The sequence below is a fragment of the Luteimonas sp. WGS1318 genome, from assembly GCF_043187535.1.
Classification (GTDB): domain Bacteria; phylum Pseudomonadota; class Gammaproteobacteria; order Xanthomonadales; family Xanthomonadaceae; genus Luteimonas.
This window is the reverse complement of record NZ_CP171131.1, coordinates 3,475,847-3,500,894: the sequence shown is the minus strand read 5'-3', so window position 1 is coordinate 3,500,894 and position 25,048 is coordinate 3,475,847. Positions and strand designations below refer to the sequence as shown.

Here is a 25,048-nt window from a genome sequence, read left to right as displayed (position 1 = left end):
TTGTGCGACTCACGCCAAGCCGCAGCACCTGCCGCGATCCCTTGGGGTCAGCGTCCGCGGGCGCGTGCGAACGCGTCCGCCAGCGCGTTGTTCGCCGGCGGCGTGGAAGTCGCGGGCTTGACGCCACCTCCCGCGGGACGACCGCCGCGCGGACCGCCCGGACCACGCGGCGTATTGCGATCCTCGCGCGATTCGCGTGCGGGCTTCTCGCCCGGCACATCGTCGAGCCGCCGCGTCAGCGCGATGCGTTTGCGCAGGACGTCCACCTCCAGCACCTTGACCTTGACGATGTCGCCGGCCTTGACCACGTCGCGCGGATCCTTGACGAAGGTGTCCGACAGCGCCGAGATGTGCACGAGGCCGTCCTGGTGCACGCCGATGTCGACGAACGCACCGAACGCGGCGACGTTGCTGACCACGCCTTCGAGAATCATGCCGACCTGCAGGTCCTTGATGTCCTCGACGCCGTCGGCGAACTGCGCGGCCTTGAACTCCGGACGCGGATCGCGGCCCGGCTTCTCGAGTTCTTTCAGGATGTCGCGCACCGTCGGCACGCCGAACTGTTCGTCGGTGAACTGTTCCGCCTTGAGCGCGCGCACGAACGCGCCGTCGCCGATGATCTGCTTCACGTCGCGGCCGCTGCTGCCGGCGATGCGCTCGACCACCGGGTAGGCCTCAGGGTGCACAGACGACGCATCCAGCGGCTCGTCGCCGTCGGCAATCCGCAGGAAGCCCGCGCACTGCTCGAAGGTCTTCTCGCCCAGACGCGGCACCTTCAACAGATCCTTGCGACGCTTGAACGGCCCGTTCGCATCGCGGTGCACGACGATGTTCTCGGCCACGCCGCTCGACAGGCCGGCCACGCGCGCGAGCAGCGCACTCGACGCCGTATTGACGTGCACGCCGACCGCGTTGACGCAGTCCTCCACGCGCGCATCCAGCGTCCGCGCGAGCCGGTACTGGTCGACGTCGTGCTGGTACTGGCCGACGCCGATCGCCTTGGGTTCGATCTTGACCAGCTCGGCCAGCGGATCCTGCAGACGCCGCGCGATCGACACCGCGCCGCGGATCGACACGTCGAGGTTGGGGAACTCCTTGGCCGCCGTTTCGGACGCCGAATATACCGACGCGCCGGCTTCGCTGACGACGATCTTCTGCAGCTTGAGTTCCGGCGAAAGCTTGATGACGTCGGCGGCGAGACGATCGGTCTCGCGCGAGGCGGTGCCGTTGCCGATCGCGATCAACTGCACGCCGTGTTCCGCGCACAGCGTGCGCAGCGTATGCACCGACTGGTCCCACTGCTTGCGCGGCTCGTGCGGATAGATCGTGTCGGTGGCGACGAGCTTGCCGGTCGCATCGACCACCGCGATCTTGCAGCCGGTGCGGATGCCGGGATCGAGACCGAGCACGGTCTTCGGCCCCGCAGGCGCCGCGAGCAGCAGATCTTTCAGGTTGTCGCCGAAGACGTTGATCGCTTCGGCCTCGGCCTTCTCGCGCGCCTTGCCGAACAGATCGATCATCAGGTGCAGATGGATCTTCGCGCGCCATGCGAGGCGGCAGGCGTTGAGCAGCCACGCATCGGCATTGCGACTCTGCGCGGCGATGCCGGCATGGCGCGCGATGCGGCCTTCGGCATACGCGTTGCCCTGCTCGGGATCGGTGCCGGGTTCGAGCTCGAGCGTCAGGAACTCTTCGCGCCGGCCGCGGAACAGCGCGAGCAGGCGGTGCGAGGGAATCTTCGCCAGGGCTTCGGCGTGGTCGAAGTAATCGCGGAACTTCTCGCCCGCGGCTTCCTTGCCCGCGGCGACTTTGGCGCGGATCACGCCGTTGGCGTCCAGCCAGTCACGCAGCTCGCCGAGCAGGGTCGCGTCCTCGCCCCAGCGCTCCATCAGGATCGCGCGCGCGCCTTCCAGCGCGGCCTTGGCATCGGCGACGCCCTTGTCGGCATCGACGAAATCCGCGGCGAAGGTCTCGGGCACGCGGGTCGGATCGGCCAGCAGGCCGTCGGCCAGCGGCTCCAGTCCGGCCTCGCGGGCGATCTGCGCGCGCGTGCGGCGCTTCTGCTTGTAGGGCAGATACAGATCTTCCAGCCGCGCCTTGCTGTCGGCGGCTTCGATGTCGGCACGCAGTTCGGGCGTGAGCTTGCCCTGCTCATCGATGCTGGCCAGGATCGCCGCGCGGCGGTCTTCGAGTTCACGCAGGTAGGACAGGCGCGTTTCGAGATCGCGCAGCTGGGTGTCGTCGAGCCCGCCGGTGACTTCCTTGCGATAGCGTGCGATGAAGGGCACGGTCGCACCTTCGTCCAGCAGCGCGATCGCGGCGATGGCCTGCGCGGGCTGCGCGCCGATCTCGGCGGCGATGGTGTCGGCGATTCGACGGGCGAGGGCGGCATCAGGCTTGGACATGGGTTCCACACGGGCTCGCGGCAGCGGCGCCGCATGCGGATTGTCGCCGCGGCGTCCGGACAGCGGTACCCGTTGACAACGCCGGGGAACGTAGCCCGTGTCGCAGGCGCAGGCGCGCGTGATGCGGCATTGCCGTCAGTCGACCGCACGCCCGGCCACGGGCTGCCGACACGCACGCCGGTTCAGCGGCGACGGCGTCGCCAGGGCAGCGGGATCGCCAGCAGCGCCCAGGCGATCCACGCCAGCCGGCTCGACGGGCTTTCGCGATCGGGCGTCGCGTCGGCATCGTCGGCCGCCTCGGGGTCGTCGTCGGGGGCGAGTGCGAACTCCCCGGCATCGAGGCGACGGATCACATCCTGCGCGTGGGCCAGCTGGTCGCCGGGCACGTGCAGCTTCACGCCGCCGATCGCCAGCCGCCACTCCCAGTTCGCCAGCGCCGTGTGCGCATCCCCCACGTGCACGTCGATGCCTTCGGCCTGCAGCAGGCCGCTGGCGATCTGGGCTTCGAGCGGGTCGGTGTAGCGGGCGACGATGACGTGCATGCGACGGATGGACGCAGGAGACGACGACGGGCGACAGGGTAACCTTGGGCCCTGAATCGCACGTCACGTCAGGTGTCCGCATGTTCCGTCGCTCGCCCTCACTGCATCGCGGCCTGGCCGCAGGTTCGTTGCTCGCCCTGGCCCTCGCCGCGTGCGGCGGCGGCGAGTCCGCACCTGTCGCCGCGGGCCCCGTGCTCGCGCCCGAGGCGCCGAGCGAACGGGTCGCGTGGCCGCTGCCGGCGACCGGCCCCGGCTCCTCGGCGCCGGATCTCGTCGCCGGTCCCGATGGCCAGCTGGTGCTGAGCTGGGTCAATTCGCGCGAGGGCCGCCGCCACGTGTTCCAGTTCTCGCGCTTCGATCCCGCCACCCAGGCCTGGCGCAGCGCGCCGGCGACGATCGCGATCGGCAACCGCATGTTCGTCAACTGGGCCGACACGCCGCACGTGCAGCCCACCGCCGATGGCGCCTTGTGGGCGCACTGGCTGCAGCGCAGCGGCGAGGGCAAGTACGCCTACGACGTGGTGCTGGCGCGCTCGCGCGACGGCGGCTCGAACTGGGGCACGCCGCTGGTGCCGCACGACGACGGCACCCAGACCGAGCACGGCTTCGTCTCCATGTGGCCGCAGGGCGACGGCATCGGCCTGGCCTGGCTCGACGGCCGCAACACGGGCGCGCCGAGCCACGAGGGCCACGAGGCCGGCGCCGGCCACGACACCCAGACCGGCGCCCGACCGATGACGCTGCGCGCAGCGACGTTCGACGCGGCGATGCGCAAGACCGCCGAACAGGAGATCGACGCCAGCGTCTGCGATTGCTGCCAGACCGCGGCCGCCGTGACCAGCCGCGGGCCCGTCGTCGTCTACCGCGGCCGCACCGAGGGCGAAGTGCGCGACATCCTCGCCACCCGCTTCGACGGCAGCGCGTGGAGCACGCCGCGCGCGGTGCATGCCGACGCCTGGGTGATGCCGGCCTGTCCGGTCAACGGGCCGTCGGTCGCGGCCCAGGGCGATGCCCTCGTGGTCGGCTGGTACACCGCGCCCGACGGTGCATCACGTGTGCGCCTCGCGCGCAGCGACGATGCCGGCGACAGCTTCGGCGCGCCGGTAGAACTCGACAGCGGCGCCGAGGTGCAGGGTCGCATCGCGGTCGCGCTGGACGCTGCCCAGGCCTGGGCCGTGTGGCTGCGAGAGGATGGCGAGGGCGCGCAATCGCTGTGGCTGTCGCGGCGCAGCGCCGATCTCGCCACCGAGTACGAGCGCGTCGAGCTCGCCCGCCTCGAAGGCCGCGGCCGCGCGACCGGCTTCCCGCAGCTCCAGCTCGTGGGACGCGACGCCTATGTGGTGTGGACGGATGTCATCGACGGCGCACCGCAGCTGCAGGGGATGCGGCTGGTGCGGTGACGTCTACGGAGGGTGCTGCGGAACGGCGCGGCACTTGAGACGCATCGCAGCACAACGACTGCGATGACAGCGGCCGCGATGAAGCGTGGAATCGCTGCTTTGCGAATGTCGCGCCACATGAGCGCGTTCAGTCGCCACCGGTCGCAGGTGAAGCCGCCGCAGGTCCCGCGATGCAGTTCGCGTGCGTGCTCGGGCAGTGCGACGTCTCACGAGTCGTTTTCGCGATCAGGGAGGAGGCTCCGTAAGCGTCAACGGTGCGCAAGCAGTGGTGCTGGAGCTCAAGGCAGAGGCTGACGTCTGTCAGCCCCCCTCAGCGCTCGTGCCGCCAGTTCACCGACCCGCGGTTCTCCAGCGTGCTCGACTCGATCTCCACGTCGAAGCCCGCGCGCAGCAGGTATTTCAGCGTCAGCACCTGGCCGGTGCCCAGCAGCGACACGCCGAAGCCGACGTAGAGGCGGGGCGAGAGCTGCTTTCCGAAGCCGAGCACGCTGCCGCCGAGCGCGCGCGACTGGCTGATGCCGGCATTGTCGAGACCGATGCGGCTGCCGAGCTGGCCGGCGACCAGATTGCCGCCGGCGTTGAGCGCGGCCGCGGCGGCGTCGATCTGCTGGCCTTCGTCGCTGGTCAGGCTCGAGGCCGACCGGCCCAACGCGAGATACGACAGCGCCTGCGATGCATCGCTCGACGGATTGGTCCACACATTGACCTGTGGGGCCGAGGCGCGGCCGCTGACGTCGATGCCGGCGGTGATGTCCTCGGCGTCGATGCGGCGCTCGGCGCGCACGTCGAGCATCGGGTCCGAGACGGGGCCGTTGTTGAAGATCAGGTTGCCGCGGGTGACCCGGAGCTCCTGGCCGTAGGCCTTGTAGCGGCCGTCCACCGCGAGGCGGCCGTTGCCGGTCATCTCGCGGCCGGGCACCGCGCGTACGCGCAGTTCGCCCTTCATGCGGCCGTCGAAACCGAAGCCGCGCAGGCCGACGTTCTCGCCGACGGTCAGCGTGAGGTCGAGTTCCAGCGCCGACGCGACGCCGTTCTCGTCCGGATCGACCGGGTCCAGCACCACGACGTCGGGTGACGTCGACACGCCCTCACTCAGGCCTTCCAGGTCGAGCAGCGCGACGTCGACGAACACCTTGCCGGTGACGTTGAGCGGCTGCAGCGCGGCATAGCGCACGGTCAGATCGGGCGAGGCGATGATGTGCATGTCGCTGGTGTCCGACACCAGCACATCGGTGCCGCGGATGGTGAGCACGACCGGCGTGCCCTCACCCTGCCAGCCGATGCCGCCGCCGATGTTCAGCGTACCGCCACCCGAGCGCACGCTGCCGGCGATGCGCGCGGTGCCGTCGGGCAGCGCGTCGAGGTTGATGTTGCCGTCCTCGAGCGCGATCGCGAGCGACGGGATCTCGGTCGAGAACTCGGCCAGGCGCGCCTGGCCGCCGATCGTCGGCTGCGCGCGCGTGCCGCCGAGGGTGATGTCGGCGGTAAGGCGGCCGCTGGGCTCGACGATGTCGGGCGAGAACAGTTCGACGAAGGTGAGGTCCTCGACGTTGGCGACCAGCGACCCCGACAGCGGCGCATACGCATCCCAGCCGTTGGTCACCTGGGCCTGCACGCGGCCGACCTCGTTGACCGTCGTCGACAACGTCGCGCTGAGCCGGTTGGCGTCGAACTCGGCGTCGAGACGGAAATCGTCGTAGGTCATCACGTCGTTGCGCGCGCGCTCGGAGGTGCGCACGCCGCCGCTGGCCGAGCGGATGCTCGCACTGCCGACGAACCCGTTGCCGACCGGGCGCGCGCTGCCCTCGAGCGCGATCTCGCCGCGCAGCACGAACGGGCGGCCGCCGTCCTGCTCGGGCAGATACGGCGTGGCGAGCGCGAGCGGCAGGCCGGTGCCGGTGATCGACACGCCTTGTCGCGGCCAATCGGCACTCGCGCACAGCGAGCCGCCACCGCTGGAGGCGAAACAGCTTTCGCCGAGCGTGTAGCGCGTGCCGATCTGCTGGAACTGCGCCGGCGACTGCAGCGCCCAGCTGGCACCGGTCGCCGGTGCGAGGCGCAGGCTCGCGAGCGTGCCCTGCCAGTTGCCGTTGCGGCTCTCCGCATTGCCTGCCAGATCGACCGTGCCGATCTCGCCACGTGCGCTGGCGTCGAGCTGGAGTCGTTCGATCGCACCACGCGCCGCGAGGCGCACCTCGTCGAGTGCGATGCCGGCATTGACGCCGGTCGCGACGACATCCAGCGAGCCGGTGTCGCCGCGCCACGGCAGGCGGCCCTGGATGCGCGCGCTGTCGGCGGCGTAATCGCCGTAACGCAGCGCGCTGCCGGTGAGATCGGCGGCGATGTCGGGCGCGGTGCGCGCGCCGGTCACGCGCACGGTGCCGCGCAGCACGCCGCCGGTGTCGGGCAGGAAATCGGCGAGCTGCAGCGGCGCGAGCGTCGCGTCGATGTCGAGGCGATCGGTCACGGTCGCGCTCGCATCGACACGGCTGTCGCCGAGCGACAGCGCGACCTCGGCTTCGAAATCGGTGCGGCCGGCCTCGCCGGCATCGGTGGCCGGGCCGTGCATCGCGAACGTCGCGCGGCCGTCGAGCCGGCGACCGCGCAACGTGCCGCCGAGATCGCTCGCGTCCACCGCGATGTCCAGGCCGCCGTCGTCGCGGGTGGTGCCGGTGCTCGCGAATGTGCCGTTGATCGCGCCTTTCCAGTCGCGGGCGAAATAGCCCGGATCGAAGCCGGCCAGCGTCGCATCGAGATTCCACTGCAGCGCCGGGGCCCAGGCGACATCGCCGCTGGCATCGAGCGTGCCGGTCGGCATCGTCACGCGCGCGGTCTGCAGACGCATGCGCTCCGCATCGCCGCGGCCGTCGAAATCGACGTTCGCGCGCAGGCCGTCGCGCTCCACGGTGGCCGTTCCGATCGCCGCCCATGCCGCCGTGCTGCCGGCGATGCCGAGATCGGCGTCCGCGGTGATCGGCGGTGCGGGCTCGTCGGCAGCGGGATCGGCGCCGAACTGCAGGCCACGGGCATTGGTCGCAAAGCGGAAGCGCACATCGCCCGGCTCGGCCACGTCGGCGAAACCGCGCAGCGTGATTCGGCCGTCGAAGATGTCGACGACCAGCGGGTCGAGGTCCAGGCGCTGGTCCTCCAGGCGCACCTTCGACGGCTGCAGCACGACGCGGATCGGATCCGCGTCCGGTTCGCCCCAGGTCGCATGGCCCTGCAGGTCCGCCGCGCCGCCTTCGCCGTCGGCGCGGATGTCGAATGCCAGCGGCACTCCGACATCGCCGCTGCCCGTCAGCAGCGCGGGATCGAGGCGCGTGGTGTCGGCGCGCAGCGCCCAACCGGGGTTCTCGCGGCCGCGCAGCGTGAGTACCGCCTTCAGCGGCGCCGGCGCGTGACCGACCACGGCGACGTCGAGCTGCGACAGGTCACCGCGCGCGACCAGACCGATCCGCGGCCGCGTGCGTCCCGGCGGTGCCAGCATCAGCGCGCTGGCGGTGATGTCCATGCGGTAGTCGTCGTCGGGTGCGTAGACGCCGTGCGCGGTGAACAGTCCGCGGTCGCTGTCGACGACGATGTTCGTGAGATTGAGTGCGCCCTGCTGCGCATCGAAGCCGCCGCGCACGCTGCGGATGTCGACCAGCGATTCGCCGGCCTGCTCCACGCGGAAGCCGTCGATGCGGATGGTGTCGGCCTGCAGCGACAGCGGCAGATCGATCCGCGGCAGCGATTCGGGCCAGCGCGGCAGTTCGAACGGGGTGTCGACCGGCGGCGGCATCGACAGCACGGCGTTGTCGATGTCGAGCACGTCGAGGCGCAGGCGGCGGCCGATCAGGGGCATCACCGCCGGATCCACGGTCACGCGCTCGGCTTCGAACACCAGCACGCGCGGCTCGTCGCACTGCCCGTAGGGCACCGGCTGTTCTTCGACGTCAGGGCAGCTGCGCTGCACGTAGCGCACGTCGTACATCGTCAGCGGGCCGGACGCCGGGCCTTCGGCCGCGCGCCAGGTCAGTTCGGTGCCGGCGGGCAGGCGCGACGCGACCTGGTTGAGCAGAAAATCGCGACCGCCGAAGGTGGTCAGCAACCACCACACGACGATGACCAGCAGCACGATCAACGCGGCGATGCCGATCGCGCTGCGGATTGCGAGCGTTCGCGCGCGCGCGCGACGGCGCGCACGCAGTTCGGCGATACGCGCCTCGCGCTCTTCGGGGGTCAGGTCGTTGGGCAGGCGCTGGCGACGGAAGGCCATGTCAGAACTCCGCGCCGATCGACAGGCCGATCGTGAATGTCGAATCGGGATTGTCGAGACCGCGCGCGATGTCGAACTTCAGCGGTCCCACCGGGGACCTGTAGCGGGCGCCGATGCCCACGCCCGTGCGCCACTGCGGCGAGGAGCCGTCGAAGGCGTCGCCGCTGTCGACGAAGACCGCCGCGCCGATGGTATCGGTGAAATAGCGTTCGAACTCGACGCTCGCGGTGACCAGATTCTTGGCACCCACCGAGTAGCGACCGAAATCGGTGTCGATACGCGGACTGACCTCGCGGAAGTTGTAGCCGCGGATGCTGCGGTCGCCACCGGCGTAGAAGCGCAGGCTCGGCGGCATGTCCACCAACGCATTGGTAAAGGTGTGACCGATCTCGCCGCGCACAATCAGGCGGTTGGACTCGCCGATGCCGCGGAACCAGCTGGCCCGTGCGTGGATCTGCCCGAACGAGGCGTCGGAGCCGACGCCTTCGACGGCGCCGCGCAGCAGCAGCGAACCGCCGATGCCGGCGCGCGGGAACAGCCGGTCGTCGACGTCGATGTATTCGGCGCGCAGCGACGGATAGGCGAACGTCGCGTACCGGTACTGCACTGGAGCCAACGCCCCCTCGCCATCGTCGGCCTCGCGGAACAGCCAGCGCTCGCGCAGTACGTGCATCGAGGCGATCAGATTGAGGAATTCGTTGTACTGGCCGTTGCGGCTGCCGACCAGTTCCACACGGCGGCTATCGACGTAGTCGGTCTGTTCGTCGGCGAACTGCAGGCTGGTGGTGTACCAGCCGTCGAGCCAGGCGAATGCGGGGATGCGGTACTGCACCGTGGCGGTCTTGCGCCGCTGCGCGTAGTCCACCTGGGCCAGCGCCTTGTGGCCGCGCATGTTGACGTAGCGCCGCTCCACGCCCAGGCGTATGCCCGCGCCGCTGTCGGTGCCGTAGCTCACACCCGAGGTGTAGATGCTGCGCCTGGCGGGCGTCAGCGTCACCTTGACCGGCACCTCGCGACGTTCGTTGGCCTGGTCGACCTGCGGCTCGATGTCGATATTGGAGAAATAGTCCAGGCGACCAAGCGACGAACGCAGCCGGTCGATACGGCCCTGGTGCCAGTAGCTGCCTTCCTGCCAGTAGATGAGCCGCTCGAGCAGACTGTCGTTGACGATCTGCTCGGGCGTCTGCTCGAACGTGGTCGGGCCCATGTTGTAGCGGTCGCCGCTGGTCCAGACCACGTCGATGTCGGCGGCGAAATCGGCGCGCGTGACTTCGACCCGGCGCGAGGCGAATTCGGCATCGAAATAGCCGCGTTCGACCAGGCGCCGGCTCAGCTGGTTGCGGCTGGATTCGTATTCGGCGTGGTTGAACACCGCCCCTTCGCTCGGCAGGAAGCGGCCGACGTCGCGGGCCAGATACCGGTCCTGGCCACCCTCGCCGATGATCGCGATGTCGCTGTTGCGCACGCGCACCGGCTGGCCGGGATCGACGACCACGCGCACCGAGACCACATCGTCCTCGCGGTTGCGCTGCACGTCGATCGTCGGCGAGTAGTAGCCGAAGGGCTCGAGCGCCCGCCGCGTCTCGCGTTCGGCCTCGCGCAGCAGATAGGCCATGCGCCGGCCGGAGATGTCGCGGCCGATCGCGTCGTACAGCGCGAGCGACACGCGCACGTTCTCGGTCATCTCCTCGTCGAGACCGACGATCTCGACACGCTCGACGCGCGCGGCCTGCGCCGCGGCCGACGACAACAGAAGGAGGGCGGCGGCGAGACACACGTGGACACGAGGCATCGCGCGAGGATACCGGAGCGACGTCAAGACTCGATTAACGGGCGACGGCGTGATGCGGCCAGCTGAGGCGTCCACGGCCGTCGTATCCACGCGCGCAGGAATGTGTGCACCCGGCATGGCGATGACGCAACGGCGCTGGATTCCCGCCTGACCGGACATGCGTCCGTTGGAAGCCGCGGGAATGACGGGATGGGCGTGTCATGCAACAAGAGGCAAAGACGCGGCCTGCGGGACGTGGTGAGCGAGCGTGCGCCTGGGTTCTCTCGTTAGCGGTGGCGTCCACGACCGTCATTTCTGCCGATGCGGTCATCCACGGGCCGGCGTGGCGACGACGCAACGGTGCTGGATTCCCGTCCACGCGGGAATGATGGACTGAGGGCGCAACGCGACAGAGGCGAAGGCCCGGCGCGCAGGCGGCGCAGAGTGAACGACCTGTCCGCGACGCCCGTGCGTGGCCGCCCGCCCCCGGAGCCGTCATTCCCGCGAACGCGGGAATCCAGTGACTTTGCGCGTCCGGAGAGCCGATCTGATTCCCGCGTGCGCCGGAATCAGCGACAGCCACGGCGCGACCGTGCGGCCGCGCGCCGGCGATGTGCCGGCGCCTTCCGACGGTTCAGCTCGACAGATGCTCGATCGCGGCCACGCTGCCCAGGCGCTCGGACAGCCGCTTGAGCAGGGCAAGCCGATTGGCGCGCAACGCGGCATCGTCGGCATTGACCATCACGCCGTCGAAGAATGCATCGACCTGCGGGCGCAGGCGCGCCAGATGGGTCAACACCGAGACGTAGTCGCCGTGGACCAGCGCGTGGCCGGTCTCGGCATGCACCGCCTCCACGGCCTCGGCCAGCGCGGCCTCGGCCGGCTCGCGCAGCAGCGCCGGATCGACGGTGGCCGGGATCTCGATGTCGGCCTTGCGCAGGATGTTGCGAATGCGCTTGTCGGCGGCGGCGAGGGCGGCCGCTTCGGGCAATGCGGCGAAGGTGCCGATGGCGTCGATGCGGCGGTCGAGGTCGTAGAGCGAGTTCGGACGCAGCGCGGCGACGGCGTTGAACTGCTGCACGGTCACGCCCTTGTCGGCGTAGTAGCCCTTCAGGCGGTCGAGGATGAAGTCGTAGAGATCGTTCGCAAAAATATGAGTAAACCAATTCTGCTGTTCGGCCTCAGTCATTCCCTGAGTCGCATGTTTCTGAGTATCGGGTCCGTCCTTCCTACGGGTTTCGGCTAATGCACTCTGGATCACCGAAGCGTCGAGCGCAGAACTGATGAAAGCGTGGATATTCAGATCAAACCCACTCTCGATCAACGTCCGGGCCAATCCCAACGCATTCCGCCGCAGCGCGAACGCATCCTTGTTGCCGGTCGGCTTGAGGCCCGCCGCGAAGCCGCCGGCCAGCGTATCGAGACGCTCGGCGATCGCCAGCACCTTGCCAAGCTTCGAGAGGGCGATATCGTCGCCGGCGAAACGCGGTTGCCAGGCTTCGTCGAGTGCGTTCGCGAGCGCAGCGCGGTCATCGTCGGCCAGGCTGGCGAGCGCAGCGTCCTGCTTGGCGTAATAACGACCCGCGATGCCCTGCAGTTCCGGGAACTCGTTGACCATGCGCGACTGCAGATCGGCCTTCGACAGCAATGCGGCCTGTTTCGCGAGTGCGGCGTCCACACCGACCTGCGGCGCGATGATGTCGGCGAGCGCAGCGACGCGCGCGGCCTTGTCGGCGACGCTGCCCAGCTTGGCCTGGTAGGTCACGGTCTTCAGCCCGTCGTTCATCGCCGACAGACCTTGCTTGAGGTCCTCGTCGAAGAAGAACTTGGCGTCGGCGAAGCGCGGGCGGATCACGCGCTCGTAGCCCTTGGCGACCTCGGCCGGATCCTTGGATTCGATGTTGGCGATGGCGATGAAGTGCTCGGTGAGTCGGCCATCGCGCAGCACGGGGAAGAACTTCTGGTTCGCCTCCATCGTGGCGATCAGCGCCTCCTGCGGCACGGCAAGGAACTCGGCCTCGAACGCACAGGCGATCGCGCTGGGCCATTCGACCAGGCAGTTCACCTGCTCGAGATTGTCGGCTTCGATGCGCGCATCGCCGCCCGCGTGGCGCGCCGCGCCTTCGACGGCTGCGACGATCGCCGCGCGCCGCGCGTCGGCGTCGACCAGCACCTTCGCACCGCGCATGGCGTCGACGTAGTCGCCCGGCGCGGCGATTTCGACGGCGCGGTCGTGCATGAACCGATGGCCGCGGCTCGTGCGGCCGCTGCGCACGCCGAACAGCCCGGCGTCGACGACGCTCTCCCCGTGCAGCAGCACCAGCCAGTGCACCGGCCGTGCGAACGCATAAGCATGCGCGCCCCAGCGCATCGGCTTCGGGATCGGCATCGCCGCGATCGCCTCGCGCAGCACATCCGGCAGCAGCGCGGCGGTCGTCGCGCCCGGCGTCACCGCGCGATGCACGAAGCGCTCGCCCTTGGCGTCGCTGGTTTTCTCGAGCGCGGTCCACTCGATGCCGGCCTTCGCCGCGAAGCCCTGCAGCGCTTTCGTCGGATTGCCGCCGGCATCGAGCGCGATGTTGAGATACGGGCCCAGCACTTCCGAACGCTGTTCGGGCTGCTCGGTCGCCACGCCCGGCAGCAGCACCGCAAGGCGGCGCGGCGTGTAGAGCGGCTTCGCCTCACCGCGGTCGACGGCGACGCCGCGCTTGTCCAGCGCCGCGAGCACGCCGTCGAACAGCGCCTGCCCCAGACCGGGCAGGGCCTTGACCGGCAGTTCTTCGGTGCCGAGTTCGATCAGCAGGGGCAGTGAGGCGGTCATGGCAGGTCGTTCCGAATCGAAAGATGCTGGCTGAGATCCTCGCCAGTCGGGATGTCGCGGCGTCCGCGTTCGCCGTTGAGCATCAGCAGCACGACGCCGGCGACGGGCATCAGGATCAGTCCGAAGAAGAACCAGAGCCAGGGATTGCGCCGTGTCTGCTGGGCCCAGTACGCGGCGAAGAACGCGAACGCGGCGGGCGCGGTGAACAGAAGGACGACGAACCCGCCCAGCGTCTCGGTCATGCCGCTTCACCGGCGCGTTTCAGCCCCGGAAACCCCAGCGCCTCGCGCTGCGCGGCATAGGCTTTCGCCACCGCCTGGGCCAGCGTACGAACACGCAGGATGTAGCGCTGGCGCTCGGTCACGCTGATCGCGCGGCGCGCATCGAGCAGGTTGAAACTGTGGCTGGCCTTGCACACCTGCTCGTAGGCGGGCAGCGGCAGGCCCAGTTCGACCAGTTTCAGCGCTTCTTTTTCGCAGGCATCGAAGCGGTGGAACAGTTCGGCCACATCCGCGTGTTCGAAGTTGTACGCGCTCTGCTCCACCTCGTTCTGGTGGTAGACGTCGCGGTAGGTCACCGGCGTGCCGTCGGGGCCGTGCGTCCAGACGATGTCGAACACGTTGTCGACGTTCTGCAGGTACATGCACAGGCGCTCGAGACCGTAGGTGATCTCGCCGAGCACCGGCTTGCACTCCAGGCCACCGGCCTGCTGGAAGTAGGTGAACTGCGTGACCTCCATGCCGTTGAGCCAGACTTCCCAGCCCAGGCCCCAGGCGCCGAGCGTCGGCGATTCCCAGTTGTCCTCGACCAGGCGCAGGTCGTGCACCTCGGGGTCGATGCCGAGTTCCTTCAACGAGTCGAAATACAGCTCGACGATGTTGTCCGGGTTCGGCTTCATCGCCACCTGGTACTGGTAGTAGCGCTGCAGGCGGTTGGGGTTGTCGCCGTAGCGGCCGTCGGTGGGACGGCGGCAGGGCTGCACGTAGGCCGCGTTCCACGGCTCGGGGCCGAGCGCGCGCAGGAACGTCGCCGGGTGGAAGGTGCCCGCGCCGACCTCGAGGTCGAGCGGCTGGATCAGCACGCAGCCTTGCTTCGCCCAGTAGGCGTTGAGCGTCTGGATCAGCTGCTGGAACGTCGGTCCGGTCATCGGAAAAAAGCGCGTCTGCGGCGGCGCGCTAGTATAGCTGTCCACGCCCCGCACCCCGCCGCGCACCGCGGCGCGGCGCCCTGGAGAAGCCGGTTTGAACGAGACGCGCGCGCCGCTGCTGTCCGCACTGCCCCGCGCGCCGTTCGCCTCGGCCTCGCGGCTGCCCCCGGGCCGGGTGACGCTGGACCCGATCGTCGATGGTCTGGTCGCCGACGGCCTGCTCGCGCCGGCCGATGCCGAACGTGCCCGTGTCGGCGGCCGGGCCACCCGCGGGTTGGATGCGGTGCATCCGCTGGTCCTGCTGGCCAATCTCAAGCTGCCATCGGTGCAGCGGCCAGGCAGCGAACTCGGTCTCGAAGCGCTGACCGAATGGCTGGCGCGCGCGAGCGGCCGCGCATATCTGCGCATCGATCCGACCAAGATCTCGGTGGCCGACGTCACCGATCTCGTCTCGCATGCCTACGCGCGCCGGCATCGCATCCTGCCGGTCGAAGTCACGCCGACCCGTGCGCGCATCGCGACCAGCGAGCCCATGGCAGTGGACTGGCTGCCCGACATCCAGCGCCTGCTGCGCCGCGAGATCGAGCTGGTCGTCACCAACCCGCTGGACCTGCACCGCTACACGATGGAGTTCTTCGGGGTCACGCGGTCGATCCGCGGCGCCAAGGACATGCGCGATGGCAGCACCGAGGCGCCGTCGTTCGAGCAACTGGTCGAACTGGGCCGCTCGGGTGACGTCAACGCCGACGACCACCACATCGTCCACGTCGTCGACTGGCTGCTTCAGTACGCCTACGAGCAGCGCGCGTCCGACATCCATCTCGAACCGCGGCGCGACATCGGCCGCGTGCGCTTCCGCATCGACGGCGTGCTGCACAAGGTGTTCGAGATGCCGCCGCCGGTGATGACCGCGGCCGTCAGCCGCATCAAGGTGCTGGGTCGCATGGATCTCGCCGAGCGCCGGCGTCCGCAGGACGGGCGCATCAAGACGCGTTCGCCCGGTGGACGTGAAGTCGAGATGCGCCTGTCGACGATGCCGACCGCGTTCGGTGAGAAGGTGGTCATGCGCATCTTCGATCCGGACACCGCGTTCAAGCCGATCGAGCAGCTCGGCTTCGACGCCGGCGAAGCGAGTGCGTGGAGCGACCTTGTGCAGCGCCCCCACGGCATCGTGCTGGTCACCGGCCCCACCGGCTCGGGCAAGACGACGACGCTGTATTCGACGCTGAAGAAGCTGGCGTCCGACGACGTCAACGTCTGCACCGTCGAGGACCCGATCGAGATGGTGGCGGTCGAGCTCAACCAGATGCAGGTCCACAACGCGATCGACCTGACCTTCGCCCAGGGCGTGCGCACGCTGCTGCGCCAGGACCCCGACATCATCATGATCGGCGAGATCCGCGACCTCGACACCGCGCAGATGGCGGTGCAGGCCTCGCTGACCGGTCACCTGGTGCTGTCGACGCTGCACACCAACGACGCGCCGTCGGCGATCACCCGTCTGCTCGATCTCGGCCTGCCGCATTACCTCATCGCGTCCACGCTCAACGGCGTGCTCGCCCAGCGCCTGGTGCGCACGCTGTGCACGCACTGCAAGCAGCCGAAGGCCGTCGATCCGGAAGGCTGGCGCGCCCTGGTCGGCCCGGCCAGCGACCTGCCGCCGCCGACCACGGCCTGCCGCCCGGTCGGCTGTCTCGAATGCCGCAATACCGGCTACTTCGGCCGGCTCGGCATCTACGAACTGATGACGATGACCGCGCCGCTGCGCGCGATGATCCGCGCAGACATGGAGCTCGCCGGCTTCAGCCGCGCCGCCGTCGGCACCGGCCTGCGCACGCTGCGCATGGCCGGCGCGGAGAAGGTCGCGCTGGGCCTGACCACCATCGAGGAAGTGATGACGGTGCTGCCGCCGCAGGAGTGAGGGGCGGGCGTTCGTACGCGCGCGCTCCGGCAGGCGGTGCAAGCCGCTAAGCTGCCGCGTCCTCCTGCTGCGAACGCCTGCATGACCCGTCCGTTCCTCATCATCGAAACCGGCCAGCCGGTGCCCACGATGCGTCGCCATGGCACGTTCCCGCACTGGATCCGGGTCGCGGCGGGGCTGTCGCACCATGATGTCGAGGTCGTCGACGTCGAACGCGGTGCGGCCTTGCCGGACTCCGGGCGCTACGCGGGTGTCATCGTCACCGGCTCGGGCGCGATGGTCACCGAGCGCGCGGACTGGAGCGAACGCAGTGCCGAATGGCTGCGCGCGGCAGCGCATGGGGGCGTGCCGCTGTTCGGCATCTGCTACGGCCACCAGTTGATCGCGCACGCGCTGGGCGGCGAGGTGGGTGAGAACCCACGCGGCCGCGAAATGGGCACGTACCCGATCGAGATCACGCAGGCCGCCGGCGACGATGTGCTGTTCGCCGTCGCGCCCGCGCAGTTCCTGGCCCAGACCACGCACCTGCAGAGCGTGCTGCGCCTGCCCGAAGGCGCGGTGATCCTCGCACGGTCCGCGCTCGAGCCCCACCACGCCTTCCGCTGGGGCGATCGGGTCTGGGGCGTGCAGTTCCATCCCGAATTCAGTGCCACCCACATGCGCGGTTACATCCGTGCGCGCTCGGGGCCGTTGTACCGGGAAGGTGCGGATCCGGTGGCGCTGGTGGCCGCCGTCCGTGCAGCACCGGATGCGCGCGCGGTGTTGCAGCGGTTCGTGCGCATGGCGGAGGCCGTGCCGCGGACCTGATGTGCCGCGGCGTGCGCCGCAGGCATCGATGTGTCTACCTTCGGATTCGACTCGGCTTCGCTTTTGCTGCTTCTGCTGTTGCTATTGCTGTTGCTGTTGGTCTTGATTTTTCGAGCCGTAAAGCGAGCCGAGCATCGCAGGGCGGCGGGGCCGGAGAGCAGCCCATGTTTGAGCGCAGCGAGTTTGGGCTGCGTGCCCCGTCGCCCGAGAAGCACAGGGGCCCGCCGCGGCTTCATGCGGCGGATCGCGTCCGGCGAAGGGACTTTTTGGTTCCTTTTTGGTCCGTCAAAAAGGAACTCGCACGCGCAAGCGGGCGAAAGCCGTGCACTTGCGTTGTTTCGCTTCGTTCACCGCTGGTGCTTGATTCCAATGATCCGCGAAGAACAGAGCTTCCGCGCTGTTCGCGCGGCTTACTTTTGTCTTGTCAAAAGTAAGCACGACAGCGCGAAGGCGCTGGCGAACGGCGAAGCCGGCCCGAAGGGCGAGTGCCGAAGGCGCGAGTCAAACCGCCATCGCCGGACACTCGCCGATGCGATGAGGCCGCATCGGTCCCCTGTGCGCCTCCCCTGACGCGGCACGCAGCCCAAACTCGCTTCGCTCAGACATGGGCTGCTCTCCGGCCGCGTCAGGCTCCGGTGCTCGGCTCGCTTTACGGCTCGAACGTCAAAGGCTGGAAGCCAAAGCCAAAGCCAAAGCCAAAGCCAAAGCCTGAGCAGGAGCAGGTGTCGGAGGCGCAGCAGGAGATTACATAGCCCGAAGTCAGCCAATTCGGCCGCCATATCCATACAAATCGCTCCCCGTCGCCCGCCGGCCATGCGACCCCATGCAGTACGATGAGCACCCCTCGCGGCAGTCCGCTGCGGGGCGATCCCGAGACTGGACGACGCGGCAATGACGATTCGGAACGTAGGGGCCGGCCACGGCTGGAAGTGGCTCGTGCAGGCGGTCAACGTGGGCCGCGGCAATCCCCGTGCGGTCTACGGCGCGATCGCCATCGTCGCGTTGCTGGCGCTGCTGCCCAGCGTGCTGCAGCTGGTGCTGCAGGTCGCGTTCGGGCTCGACGCGCAGGCGCAGCTGGCGGTCATCGGCGCGACCTCGCTGCTGTCGATCCTGGTCTATCCGCTGCTGATCGGCGGCGTGATGCGGGTGATCGATGCTGTCGAGCGCGGTCGCCCGGCGCGCCCGGCCGACGTGTTCTCGACCTTTTCCGCCGACGCGGGTGCAGGGCGTCTGGTCGGCTTCGGCGTGCTGATGGGCGCGCTGTACATCGTCACCTTCTACGCACTGGTCAGCCTGTTCGGCGAGGGCGTGCCGGAGTGGTATCTGGAAGTGATGACGCTGTCGCAGGAAATGAGCGCCCAGGGCGGCTCGCCCGCATCGCCGCCCGAGATGCCGATGCCGCCGGCGGGCATCGGCCCGCTGATGGCGCTGGGCCTGCTGGTGGGCATCTACTTCGCCACGGTCTACGCGATCGGTCTGGCCCAGGTCGCGCTCGGCGGCCGTCCGGTGACGGCCGCGTTCCGCGACGGCCTGACCGGTGCGCTGAAGAACGTGCTGCCGGTGATGGTGGTCGCGGCGATCGCGATGGCCGGCGGCTTCGCGCTGATGCTGGTGTTCGGCATCGTCGTGGTGATGATCAGCGTGGTCGCCAGCCTGGTGCATCCGGCGCTGGCCGGCCTGCTGGTGCTGCCGCTGTACATGGCGCTGCTGCTGGTGCTCTACATCGTGATGTTCGGCGTCATGTATGCGATGTGGCGCGACATCTGCGCGCCGGTCGACAGCGACACGGCCGGCCCTGCATCACCGCCGGGCCAGATCGAACTGTAGGGAGACGTTCAACACGTCCGGCATTGCGCCAAAGCGGATGCGATTTTCAACAGCCGAACGGCGGGTCAATCCCGCGTCGTTGAGCGTTGAACCCGAAGGCACTGGATGACCCGCCGTGCGGCGGTTGAAACCCCCGCCTGACCGGACATGCGTCCGTTGAGAGCCGCGGGACTGGCGAGCAAACGCCGACGTGTTCGGATCTTTCCCGGGCTCACAGCGGCCACGTCGCGTCGAGCGCGAGCGTCAGGCTCCGGTCCACCGCGCGCATCAGCAGCGCCAGCAGCAGGAAGGCGGCCGGCAGTTGCAGGGCCAGCCAGAGCCGCACGGGCCCGGGCAGCGCCCGCGCCTCGCGGCGGACCACACGCGTGCCGGCGATCCGATCGTGCAGCGCCTGATGGCGCGGCGGCAGCGCGGCGAGCGCGTGCCCCAGATTGAGGCTGAGCCACGACAGCAGGCCCGCGGCGTGGCGCAGGCCCGCGCGCAGGAGGCCGGGCGGTAGCCCGTCGTCGTCGATCACGTGCAGGCCGAGCAGGCGCTTGCCCGGCGTCGCCTGCCAGCGACCGCCCTCGAAGCCCGCGAACCAGGCCAGCGACAGCAGGGCGAATGCCAGCGTTGGCAGCACCAGCAACTGGGTAAGCGCCGCGGCCAGGGCGACGACCGCGCCGTGCAGCGCGGGATCGCCGAGCCAGGACTGCGCCAGTGCCATCGGCGATGCGCCGGCGTCGAGCGCGGCTTGCATGGTGCCGGCCATCGCGCGGGTGAGCCCATCGAGCGCGCGGCTGCAGGCGTCCAGCCCGGCCGCCAGGTGGCGATGCAGCGCCGCGGCCACCACCAGCGCGATGGCCGCGGCGTCCAGCGACCAGGCGGCATAGCGATGGGTCAGCGGCGCGGGCATCACCTCGCCGCTCATGTCCGCTCGTCGCGCAGCGATCCGGGTTTGGGTGCCAGCAGGAGCGCGGCGATGATGCCGGCCTCGTACAGCAGGCACATCGGGATCGCGAGCATCAACTGCGAGATCACGTCGGGCGGGGTGATGATCGCGGCGAGCACGAACACGCCGACGATCGCGTAGCCGCGTGCCTCGCGCAGCTGGTCGGTGGTCACCCAGCCCATCAGCACCAGGATCACCAGCGCGACGGGCAGTTCGAAGCTCAGCCCGAACGCGAGGAAGATCACCAGCACGAAGTCGAGGTAGGCGTTGATGTCGGTCATCATCGCCACGCCGTCGGGCGTCACCAGGGTGAGGAAGCGGAACACCGACGGCAGCACGAAGAAGAACGCGAATGCGCAGCCGATGTAGAACAGCGCGACTGCCGACGCCAGCAGCGGCATCGCCAGGCGCTTCTCGCGCTTGTACAGCCCCGGCGCGACGAACGCCCAGGCCTGGTACAGCAGCCACGGCATCGTGACCACCAGCGCGGTGAAGAAGGCGAGCTTCAGCGGCGCGAAGAACGGCGAGGCGACCTCGATCGCGATCAGGTGCGCGCCTTCGGGCAGCTTGTCGAGCAGCGGCTGGGCCAGCATGCCGTAGAGCGTGTTGGCGAACGGCAGCAGGCACAGCAGCACGAGGCCGGTGCCGGCCAGGCCGCGCATCAGGCGCATGCGCAGTTCGATCAGATGGTCGATCAGGCTGCCGTCGCCGGTGTCGTCCTCAGCGTGCAATGCCATCGCCGGGGTCCTGTGGAAGCGTGGGGGACGGCGCGGGCGTCGGTGGCGTCGTGGGGTCGGCGGCGATCGCCCCGTCGGGCAACGGCGCGGCGGCCTCGTGCGGCGGCTCGCCAGGCATGCGTCGCGCGGTTTCGACCATGTCCTCGGTCTCGCGCCGGGCCTGCTCGACGCCCTCGCGCACCCGCGAGCCCGCATCGCGCAGCTGGGTGCCGACATCGGCGATCGACTGCTGCGCCTCGCGGACGCTTCGCTTGAGTTCCTCGGCCGCCAGTTCGCGGTCGAGCTCGGATTTGACCGAATACCACTGCGAACGCGCGCGGCGGATCCACACGCCGGCGAAGCGGGCGGCCTTGGGCAGACGCTCGGGGCCCAGCACGATCAACGCGATCAGCCCCAGGATCAGCAGTTCGCCGGTGCTTATCCCGAACATCGGTGCAACAGACGCCGCGCGTCAGCGCGGCACGTTGTCGTCGTGACGCGAGCGCTCGGTCGAGGCCGGATCCTTCGAACGATCATCGAGACGCTCGGGCGTCTCGTCCTCGTGCATGCCCTTCTTGAAGCCCTTGACCGCTTCGCCGAGATCGCGCCCGGCGCCGCGCAGCCGTTTGGTGCCGAACACCAGCAGGACGACGAGCAGGACGATGAGCCAATGCCAGATGCTGAAACTGCCCATGGCAGGTACCGGTGAAGTCGGGTGGACGGCGAGGATACCGCAAGCGGCCGTGCAGGCCGGTCACGTGCGGCCGTGCGATCAGTACTCGGGCAGCGGCTCGACGGTCGCGGGCTGGTCGTCGACCGGCTCGAAGGCCTGCGGCCGCGGGTCGTTGTGCTGCGCGGGAATCGTCGTCGCCTCGGGCACCTCGCGGATCGGCGGTGCGCTGGTCGCGGTGCGCGCGGTGGGCACGGCGCTGCCGCCGCGGGCGACGCGTGCGGTGGCGCTGGCTTCTTCCAGGCGGTCGCGGAAATCGACGATCGCGTTCGAAGGCGCCTGGCCGGCGCGGTTCTCGAGGATCGCGCGCGGCGTGGTGTTGGGGCCGTAGACGGCCACGTTGGCGTCGTCGTCGATCTGCAGCACCGCGCCGTCGAGCGCGACGCCGGCGAACAGGCCGCGTGCGCGCGACCACGACCAGATCTCGGCCTTGAGCTGGCCGTCGGTCAGCGCCGCGGCGTTGCGGCCCACCGGACCGGCGGCGACGCCGGCATCGGCGCCCAGGGTGAACTTGCCGTTGACGATCGATTCCAGGCTGCGCTCGTTGCGGAACACCAGCACCACGTCCGAGGACTGCACGCCGGCCTGGAAGCCGATGCTGCCGCCGGTGATGCGCACGAACGCGGGATTCGACCAGGTGCCGTCGGCGGTGCGCACCGACATCAGGCCGTGGCCGCGCCGCCCGCCGATGATCAGGCCGGCCTTGACGGTGTCGGGGATGACGACGATCGCGCGGGCTTCGTCGAGCAGCTTGTCGGGAATGCCGGATTCCGGGATCGCCTGGATCTCGCCGAGCACGCGGACGGCGTTCTGCGCGCGTGCGTCCTCGCGCGGCCCGGCGAATGCGGAGCCGGCGGCGAGCGAGACGCCGAGGGCGAGGGCCAGCAGGGCGCGGGGGCGACGGATGGTGGTCATGCGGACTCCAGGGGGCGGCACGTGCCGCGGGTCGGGCACGGAATCGGACAGCAGGCGGCGAACGGAGTTCAGGCTAGTGACGGTCGAATGAATCGCCGGTGAGTTCCCGAGCGTCACGCCGGCCTGCCCAAGGCGCCGGGCGCCTGCCATTCTATGCGGATGAACACGCCACCCCCCACCTCCGTACCGGCCGTCGTGCTGGTGAATCTCGGCACCCCGGATGCGCCGACGCCGAAGGCGGTCCGCCGCTATCTCGCCGAGTTCCTGCACGACTACCGCGTGGTCGCGCTGACGCGCTGGCTGTGGTGCCCGATCCTGCATTTCGTGATCCTGCCGTTCCGCTCGCCGCGGGTGGCGAAGCTGTATGCCGGCGTGTGGATGGACGGCGGCTCGCCGCTGGCGGTGCACACCGCCCGGCTGACCGAAGCGGTGCAGCGCGAAATGCCCGAGGCGCGCGTGGTGCACGCGATGCGCTACGGCAATCCGTCGCTGCGCACCGTGCTCGAGCAACTGCGCGATGCCGGCCATCCGCAGGTGCAGGTGCTGCCGCTGTATCCGCAGTATTCGACGACGACCACGGCCTCGGTCGGCGACATCGTCGATGCGGTGTTCGGCACCGACGGCCGTGCGCGGATGCGCGCCGACTATCACGTCGATCCCGCGTGGGTCGACGCCGTCGCCGCGTCGATCCGTGCCCACTGGGACGTCCACGGCCGCGGCGAGCGCCTGCTGTTCTCCTTCCACGGCATCCCGCAGCGCCTGGCCGACGCCGGTGATCCCTACCCGCAGCAATGCCGCGCCGGCTGCGACGCGATCGTGCGCGCGCTGGGCCTGCGCGAGGACGAGGCGATGCTGACCTTCCAGTCGCGGTTCGGCCGCGAGCCGTGGCTGCAGCCCTACACCGACGAGACGCTGAAGGCGCTCGGCCAGAACGGCGTGCGCACGATCGACGTGGTCTGCCCCGGGTTCGCGGTCGACTGCCTGGAGACGCTCGAAGAGATCGCGTTGCAGAACGCGGAGATCTTCCACGAGCACGGCGGGCAGGCGCTGCGCTACATCCCCTGTCTCAACGACGCGCCGGACCATGCGCAGGCGCTCGCCGCGCTGGTGCGCCGCGACCTGGCGGAGCGGTCATGAGCGACACGACGGCGGCGCGCCCGTTCGAGGTGCCGATCGGCATCGGCACGGTGCACGGCCTGCGCTTCGGCGCGCCCGGCGGACGGCGCGTGCTCGCGCTGCACGGCTGGCTCGACAATGCGGCGAGTTTCGTTCCGCTGGCCGCGCACCTCGACGGCCTGGACCTGGTCGCGCCGGACCTGCCCGGCCACGGCCGCAGCGCGCACATGCCGCCGGGTACCGACTACACCTTCGTCGGCGCCGTGCACCAGGTGCTCGATGTCGCCGATGCGCTCGGCTGGGACCGTTTCGCGCTGCTCGGGCATTCGATGGGCGCGGGCATCGCCAGTCTCGTCGCCGCTGCGGTGCCGGAGCGGATCGAGCGCTTCGTCGCGATCGAGGCGCTGGGCGCGCTGCCCGAGACCGTCGAGCAGACCGTGCCGCGATTGCGCGACGCGGTCGCCTCGGCACGCGGCCTGCCGCAGCGCGCCTTGCGCGTGTTCCCCGATCTCGATGCACCGGTGCGCGCGCGCATGCGCGTCAACGGCCTGTCGGAAGCCTCGGCGCACCTGCTGGTCGAACGCGGCGTGCGCGATGTCGACGGCGGCCACGTCTGGTGCAGCGATCCGCGGCTCACCGTGCCCACCGCGGTGCGCATGACGCCCGACCAGGTGGATGCCCTGATCGCCGGCATCGAATGCCCGACCCGGGTGATCTATGCCGATCCGCCACAGCCCTACCTGCCCGAACCGGACCGCACGCGTCGCGCGCGCTTGTTGCCCGAGGGCGACCTCGTGGTCATCGCCGGCGGGCATCACCTGCACATGGAGCAGCCGGGCGACGTGGCCGCGGCGATCGGCGATTTCCTGCGCCGCGCGGACTGACGCATCGCAGGACGCGCCGCATGCGCTGATGCGGGGCTCAGCCGGTCAGTAGCGCGTGCAGATCGCCCTTGAGCCGGCGGCCGTGGTCGCGGAAGTAATCGCGCGCGTCGCGCCACGCCGGGCAGCGCGCTTCGACCTCGCGCCAGAACGCGCGCGAATGGTCGGCGTGGATCAGGTGGCAGAGTTCGTGCACCAGCACGTACTCGAATGCCGACGGCGCGCCGAGCAGCAGCGCGAGATCGAGGGTCAGCGTGCCGTCGGGCGCCAGCGAGCCCCACTGCGAGGACATCACCTTGAGTCGCACGCGTGACGGTGTGCGCGGCAGGCCGGCGAGGTACACGGGCATCCAGCGCGCGATGTCGGCGCGCGCCTGCGCTTCGTAGAACTCGCGTAACGCGCGACGCAGGGCGGCCGGGCCGGCGTGCTCGGGCGCGGCGAACACCACCACGCCGTCTTCGCGCAGTCGCGCGTGGCTGAAACGCCCCGGCTCCCAGTGCACCGGGCAGGCGACGCCGCGCAATGGCAACTGGGTGGTCGACTCGCGCCGCAGCGGCAACGCACTGCCGTGTTCGGCCAGCTGCGTCGCCAGCCACCCGCGATGTTCCTGCAGGAAGGCGTCGCCGGCGACCAGGCTCGCGCGCATCGGCAGCGTCAGGCGCGCACCGCGTTCGCTGACACTCAAACGGATGCGCCGCGCACGCGGATCGCGCACGCGCACCACGTCGACATCGCGTCCGTCGTCGAGCCGGATCCGCAGCGTGTCGCGCTGCATCGGAACGGCACGGGCGGACGGCGACAGCAGGCGCGAGAGGGACGGCATGCGCGGATTGTATGCGCTGCGTGCGTCGCGACATGCA

19 protein-coding genes are annotated in these 25,048 nt (G+C 69.8%); 6 read left to right on the top strand and 13 right to left on the bottom strand.

From position 1 onward, the window contains the following. Positions 1 to 47: 47 nt before the first annotated feature. Positions 48 to 2,405, bottom strand: a complete 2,358-nt coding sequence (locus ACF3M1_RS15935) for a Tex family protein (protein ID WP_394002288.1) — start codon at positions 2,403 to 2,405, stop codon at positions 48 to 50. Between the two features lie 182 nt (positions 2,406 to 2,587). After that, entirely contained in the window at positions 2,588 to 2,947 is a 360-nt protein-coding gene (locus ACF3M1_RS15930; protein WP_394002286.1) for a putative signal transducing protein, read from the bottom strand. Positions 2,948 to 3,027: 80 nt separating this feature from the next. On the opposite strand from ACF3M1_RS15930, the gene ACF3M1_RS15925 reads away from it, so the two are divergent. Beyond that, complete coding sequence (locus tag ACF3M1_RS15925; protein ID WP_394002285.1) at positions 3,028 to 4,347, top strand: hypothetical protein; 1,320 nt, start codon at positions 3,028 to 3,030, stop codon at positions 4,345 to 4,347. Between the two features lie 310 nt (positions 4,348 to 4,657). Here ACF3M1_RS15925 and ACF3M1_RS15920 read toward each other — a convergent pair whose 3' ends face one another. From ACF3M1_RS15920 to glyQ, 5 genes are all read right to left on the bottom strand, one after another. After that, positions 4,658 to 8,605 (bottom strand): translocation/assembly module TamB domain-containing protein, encoded by a 3,948-nt coding sequence (locus ACF3M1_RS15920; protein ID WP_394002283.1) that lies wholly within the window; start codon positions 8,603 to 8,605, stop codon positions 4,658 to 4,660. A 1-nt stretch (position 8,606) separates the two neighbouring features. Then, the gene (locus ACF3M1_RS15915) at positions 8,607 to 10,397 is read right to left on the bottom strand and encodes an autotransporter assembly complex family protein (protein WP_394002281.1); all 1,791 of its coding nucleotides are present in this window, start codon (positions 10,395 to 10,397) and stop codon (positions 8,607 to 8,609) included. A 613-nt stretch (positions 10,398 to 11,010) separates the two neighbouring features. Further along, entirely contained in the window at positions 11,011 to 13,197 is a 2,187-nt protein-coding gene (glyS, locus tag ACF3M1_RS15910; RefSeq protein WP_394002279.1) for a glycine--tRNA ligase subunit beta, read from the bottom strand. Continuing rightward, on the bottom strand, positions 13,194 to 13,439 hold the full coding sequence (locus ACF3M1_RS15905; protein ID WP_394002277.1) for a hypothetical protein: 246 nt from the start codon (positions 13,437 to 13,439) through the stop codon (positions 13,194 to 13,196). Before ACF3M1_RS15905 ends, glyS begins: the two co-directional genes overlap by 4 nt. After that, positions 13,436 to 14,344, bottom strand: coding sequence for a glycine--tRNA ligase subunit alpha (gene glyQ, locus ACF3M1_RS15900; protein WP_394002275.1), 909 nt, complete (start codon positions 14,342 to 14,344; stop codon positions 13,436 to 13,438). The genes ACF3M1_RS15905 and glyQ overlap by 4 nt, the downstream gene beginning before the upstream one ends. A 115-nt stretch (positions 14,345 to 14,459) precedes the next feature. Here glyQ and ACF3M1_RS15895 point away from each other — a divergent pair, with 115 nt between their 5' ends. The 3 genes from ACF3M1_RS15895 to ACF3M1_RS15885 all read left to right on the top strand — a co-directional run bounded on the left by ACF3M1_RS15895 (position 14,460) and on the right by ACF3M1_RS15885 (position 18,899). Then, entirely contained in the window at positions 14,460 to 16,265 is a 1,806-nt protein-coding gene (locus tag ACF3M1_RS15895; RefSeq protein ID WP_394005303.1) for a GspE/PulE family protein, read from the top strand. An 81-nt stretch (positions 16,266 to 16,346) separates the two neighbouring features. Then, a complete protein-coding gene (locus ACF3M1_RS15890; RefSeq protein WP_394002273.1) occupies positions 16,347 to 17,072 on the top strand; it encodes a glutamine amidotransferase in 726 nt (241 codons plus the stop codon). An 891-nt stretch (positions 17,073 to 17,963) separates the two neighbouring features. Next, positions 17,964 to 18,899: a hypothetical protein gene (locus tag ACF3M1_RS15885; RefSeq protein WP_394002271.1), complete on the top strand. Its 936-nt coding sequence runs from the start codon at positions 17,964 to 17,966 to the stop codon at positions 18,897 to 18,899. A 211-nt stretch (positions 18,900 to 19,110) separates the two neighbouring features. Here ACF3M1_RS15885 and ACF3M1_RS15880 read toward each other — a convergent pair whose 3' ends face one another. The 5 genes from ACF3M1_RS15880 to ACF3M1_RS15860 form a co-directional block, all read right to left on the bottom strand. Continuing rightward, on the bottom strand, positions 19,111 to 19,809 hold the full coding sequence (locus ACF3M1_RS15880) for an RDD family protein (RefSeq protein ID WP_394002269.1): 699 nt from the start codon (positions 19,807 to 19,809) through the stop codon (positions 19,111 to 19,113). Further along, positions 19,806 to 20,567: a twin-arginine translocase subunit TatC gene (gene tatC, locus ACF3M1_RS15875; protein ID WP_394002267.1), complete on the bottom strand. Its 762-nt coding sequence runs from the start codon at positions 20,565 to 20,567 to the stop codon at positions 19,806 to 19,808. The genes ACF3M1_RS15880 and tatC overlap by 4 nt, the downstream gene beginning before the upstream one ends. Beyond that, complete coding sequence (gene tatB, locus ACF3M1_RS15870; protein ID WP_394002265.1) at positions 20,551 to 20,997, bottom strand: Sec-independent protein translocase protein TatB; 447 nt, start codon at positions 20,995 to 20,997, stop codon at positions 20,551 to 20,553. Before tatB ends, tatC begins: the two co-directional genes overlap by 17 nt. 21 nt (positions 20,998 to 21,018) lie before the next feature. Then, positions 21,019 to 21,240, bottom strand: a complete 222-nt coding sequence (tatA, locus tag ACF3M1_RS15865) for a Sec-independent protein translocase subunit TatA (RefSeq protein ID WP_394002263.1) — start codon at positions 21,238 to 21,240, stop codon at positions 21,019 to 21,021. 78 nt (positions 21,241 to 21,318) lie between these two features. Continuing rightward, the gene (locus ACF3M1_RS15860) at positions 21,319 to 22,182 is read right to left on the bottom strand and encodes a lipid-binding SYLF domain-containing protein (protein WP_394005302.1); all 864 of its coding nucleotides are present in this window, start codon (positions 22,180 to 22,182) and stop codon (positions 21,319 to 21,321) included. A 168-nt stretch (positions 22,183 to 22,350) separates the two neighbouring features. Here ACF3M1_RS15860 and hemH point away from each other — a divergent pair, with 168 nt between their 5' ends. Both hemH and ACF3M1_RS15850 read left to right on the top strand, forming a co-directional pair. Beyond that, positions 22,351 to 23,328: a ferrochelatase gene (gene hemH / locus ACF3M1_RS15855; protein WP_394002261.1), complete on the top strand. Its 978-nt coding sequence runs from the start codon at positions 22,351 to 22,353 to the stop codon at positions 23,326 to 23,328. After that, the gene (locus ACF3M1_RS15850) at positions 23,325 to 24,191 is read left to right on the top strand and encodes an alpha/beta fold hydrolase (RefSeq protein ID WP_394002259.1); all 867 of its coding nucleotides are present in this window, start codon (positions 23,325 to 23,327) and stop codon (positions 24,189 to 24,191) included. Before hemH ends, ACF3M1_RS15850 begins: the two co-directional genes overlap by 4 nt. A gap of 37 nt (positions 24,192 to 24,228) precedes the next feature. On the opposite strand, the gene ACF3M1_RS15845 is transcribed toward ACF3M1_RS15850, so the two are convergent. Next, positions 24,229 to 25,011, bottom strand: a complete 783-nt coding sequence (locus ACF3M1_RS15845; protein WP_394002257.1) for a M48 family metallopeptidase — start codon at positions 25,009 to 25,011, stop codon at positions 24,229 to 24,231. Between the last annotated feature and the right edge of the window lie 37 nt (positions 25,012 to 25,048).

Bases quoted from the DNA above. Each gene is read 5' to 3' on its own strand.
- ACF3M1_RS15935 (WP_394002288.1), bottom strand. From the start codon at position 2,405: ATGTCCAAGCCTGATGCCGCCCTCGCCCGTCGAATCGCCGACACCATC.
- ACF3M1_RS15930 (WP_394002286.1), bottom strand. From the start codon at position 2,947: ATGCACGTCATCGTCGCCCGCTACACCGACCCGCTCGAAGCCCAGATC.
- ACF3M1_RS15925 (WP_394002285.1), top strand. From the start codon at position 3,028: ATGTTCCGTCGCTCGCCCTCACTGCATCGCGGCCTGGCCGCAGGTTCG.
- ACF3M1_RS15920 (WP_394002283.1), bottom strand. From the start codon at position 8,605: ATGGCCTTCCGTCGCCAGCGCCTGCCCAACGACCTGACCCCCGAAGAG.
- ACF3M1_RS15915 (WP_394002281.1), bottom strand. From the start codon at position 10,397: ATGCCTCGTGTCCACGTGTGTCTCGCCGCCGCCCTCCTTCTGTTGTCG.
- glyS (WP_394002279.1), bottom strand. From the start codon at position 13,197: ATGACCGCCTCACTGCCCCTGCTGATCGAACTCGGCACCGAAGAACTG.
- ACF3M1_RS15905 (WP_394002277.1), bottom strand. From the start codon at position 13,439: ATGACCGAGACGCTGGGCGGGTTCGTCGTCCTTCTGTTCACCGCGCCC.
- glyQ (WP_394002275.1), bottom strand. From the start codon at position 14,344: ATGACCGGACCGACGTTCCAGCAGCTGATCCAGACGCTCAACGCCTAC.
- ACF3M1_RS15890 (WP_394002273.1), top strand. From the start codon at position 16,347: ATGACCCGTCCGTTCCTCATCATCGAAACCGGCCAGCCGGTGCCCACG.
- ACF3M1_RS15885 (WP_394002271.1), top strand. From the start codon at position 17,964: ATGACGATTCGGAACGTAGGGGCCGGCCACGGCTGGAAGTGGCTCGTG.
- ACF3M1_RS15880 (WP_394002269.1), bottom strand. From the start codon at position 19,809: ATGAGCGGCGAGGTGATGCCCGCGCCGCTGACCCATCGCTATGCCGCC.
- tatC (WP_394002267.1), bottom strand. From the start codon at position 20,567: ATGGCATTGCACGCTGAGGACGACACCGGCGACGGCAGCCTGATCGAC.
- tatB (WP_394002265.1), bottom strand. From the start codon at position 20,997: ATGTTCGGGATAAGCACCGGCGAACTGCTGATCCTGGGGCTGATCGCG.
- tatA (WP_394002263.1), bottom strand. From the start codon at position 21,240: ATGGGCAGTTTCAGCATCTGGCATTGGCTCATCGTCCTGCTCGTCGTC.
- hemH (WP_394002261.1), top strand. From the start codon at position 22,351: ATGAACACGCCACCCCCCACCTCCGTACCGGCCGTCGTGCTGGTGAAT.
- ACF3M1_RS15850 (WP_394002259.1), top strand. From the start codon at position 23,325: ATGAGCGACACGACGGCGGCGCGCCCGTTCGAGGTGCCGATCGGCATC.
- ACF3M1_RS15845 (WP_394002257.1), bottom strand. From the start codon at position 25,011: ATGCCGTCCCTCTCGCGCCTGCTGTCGCCGTCCGCCCGTGCCGTTCCG.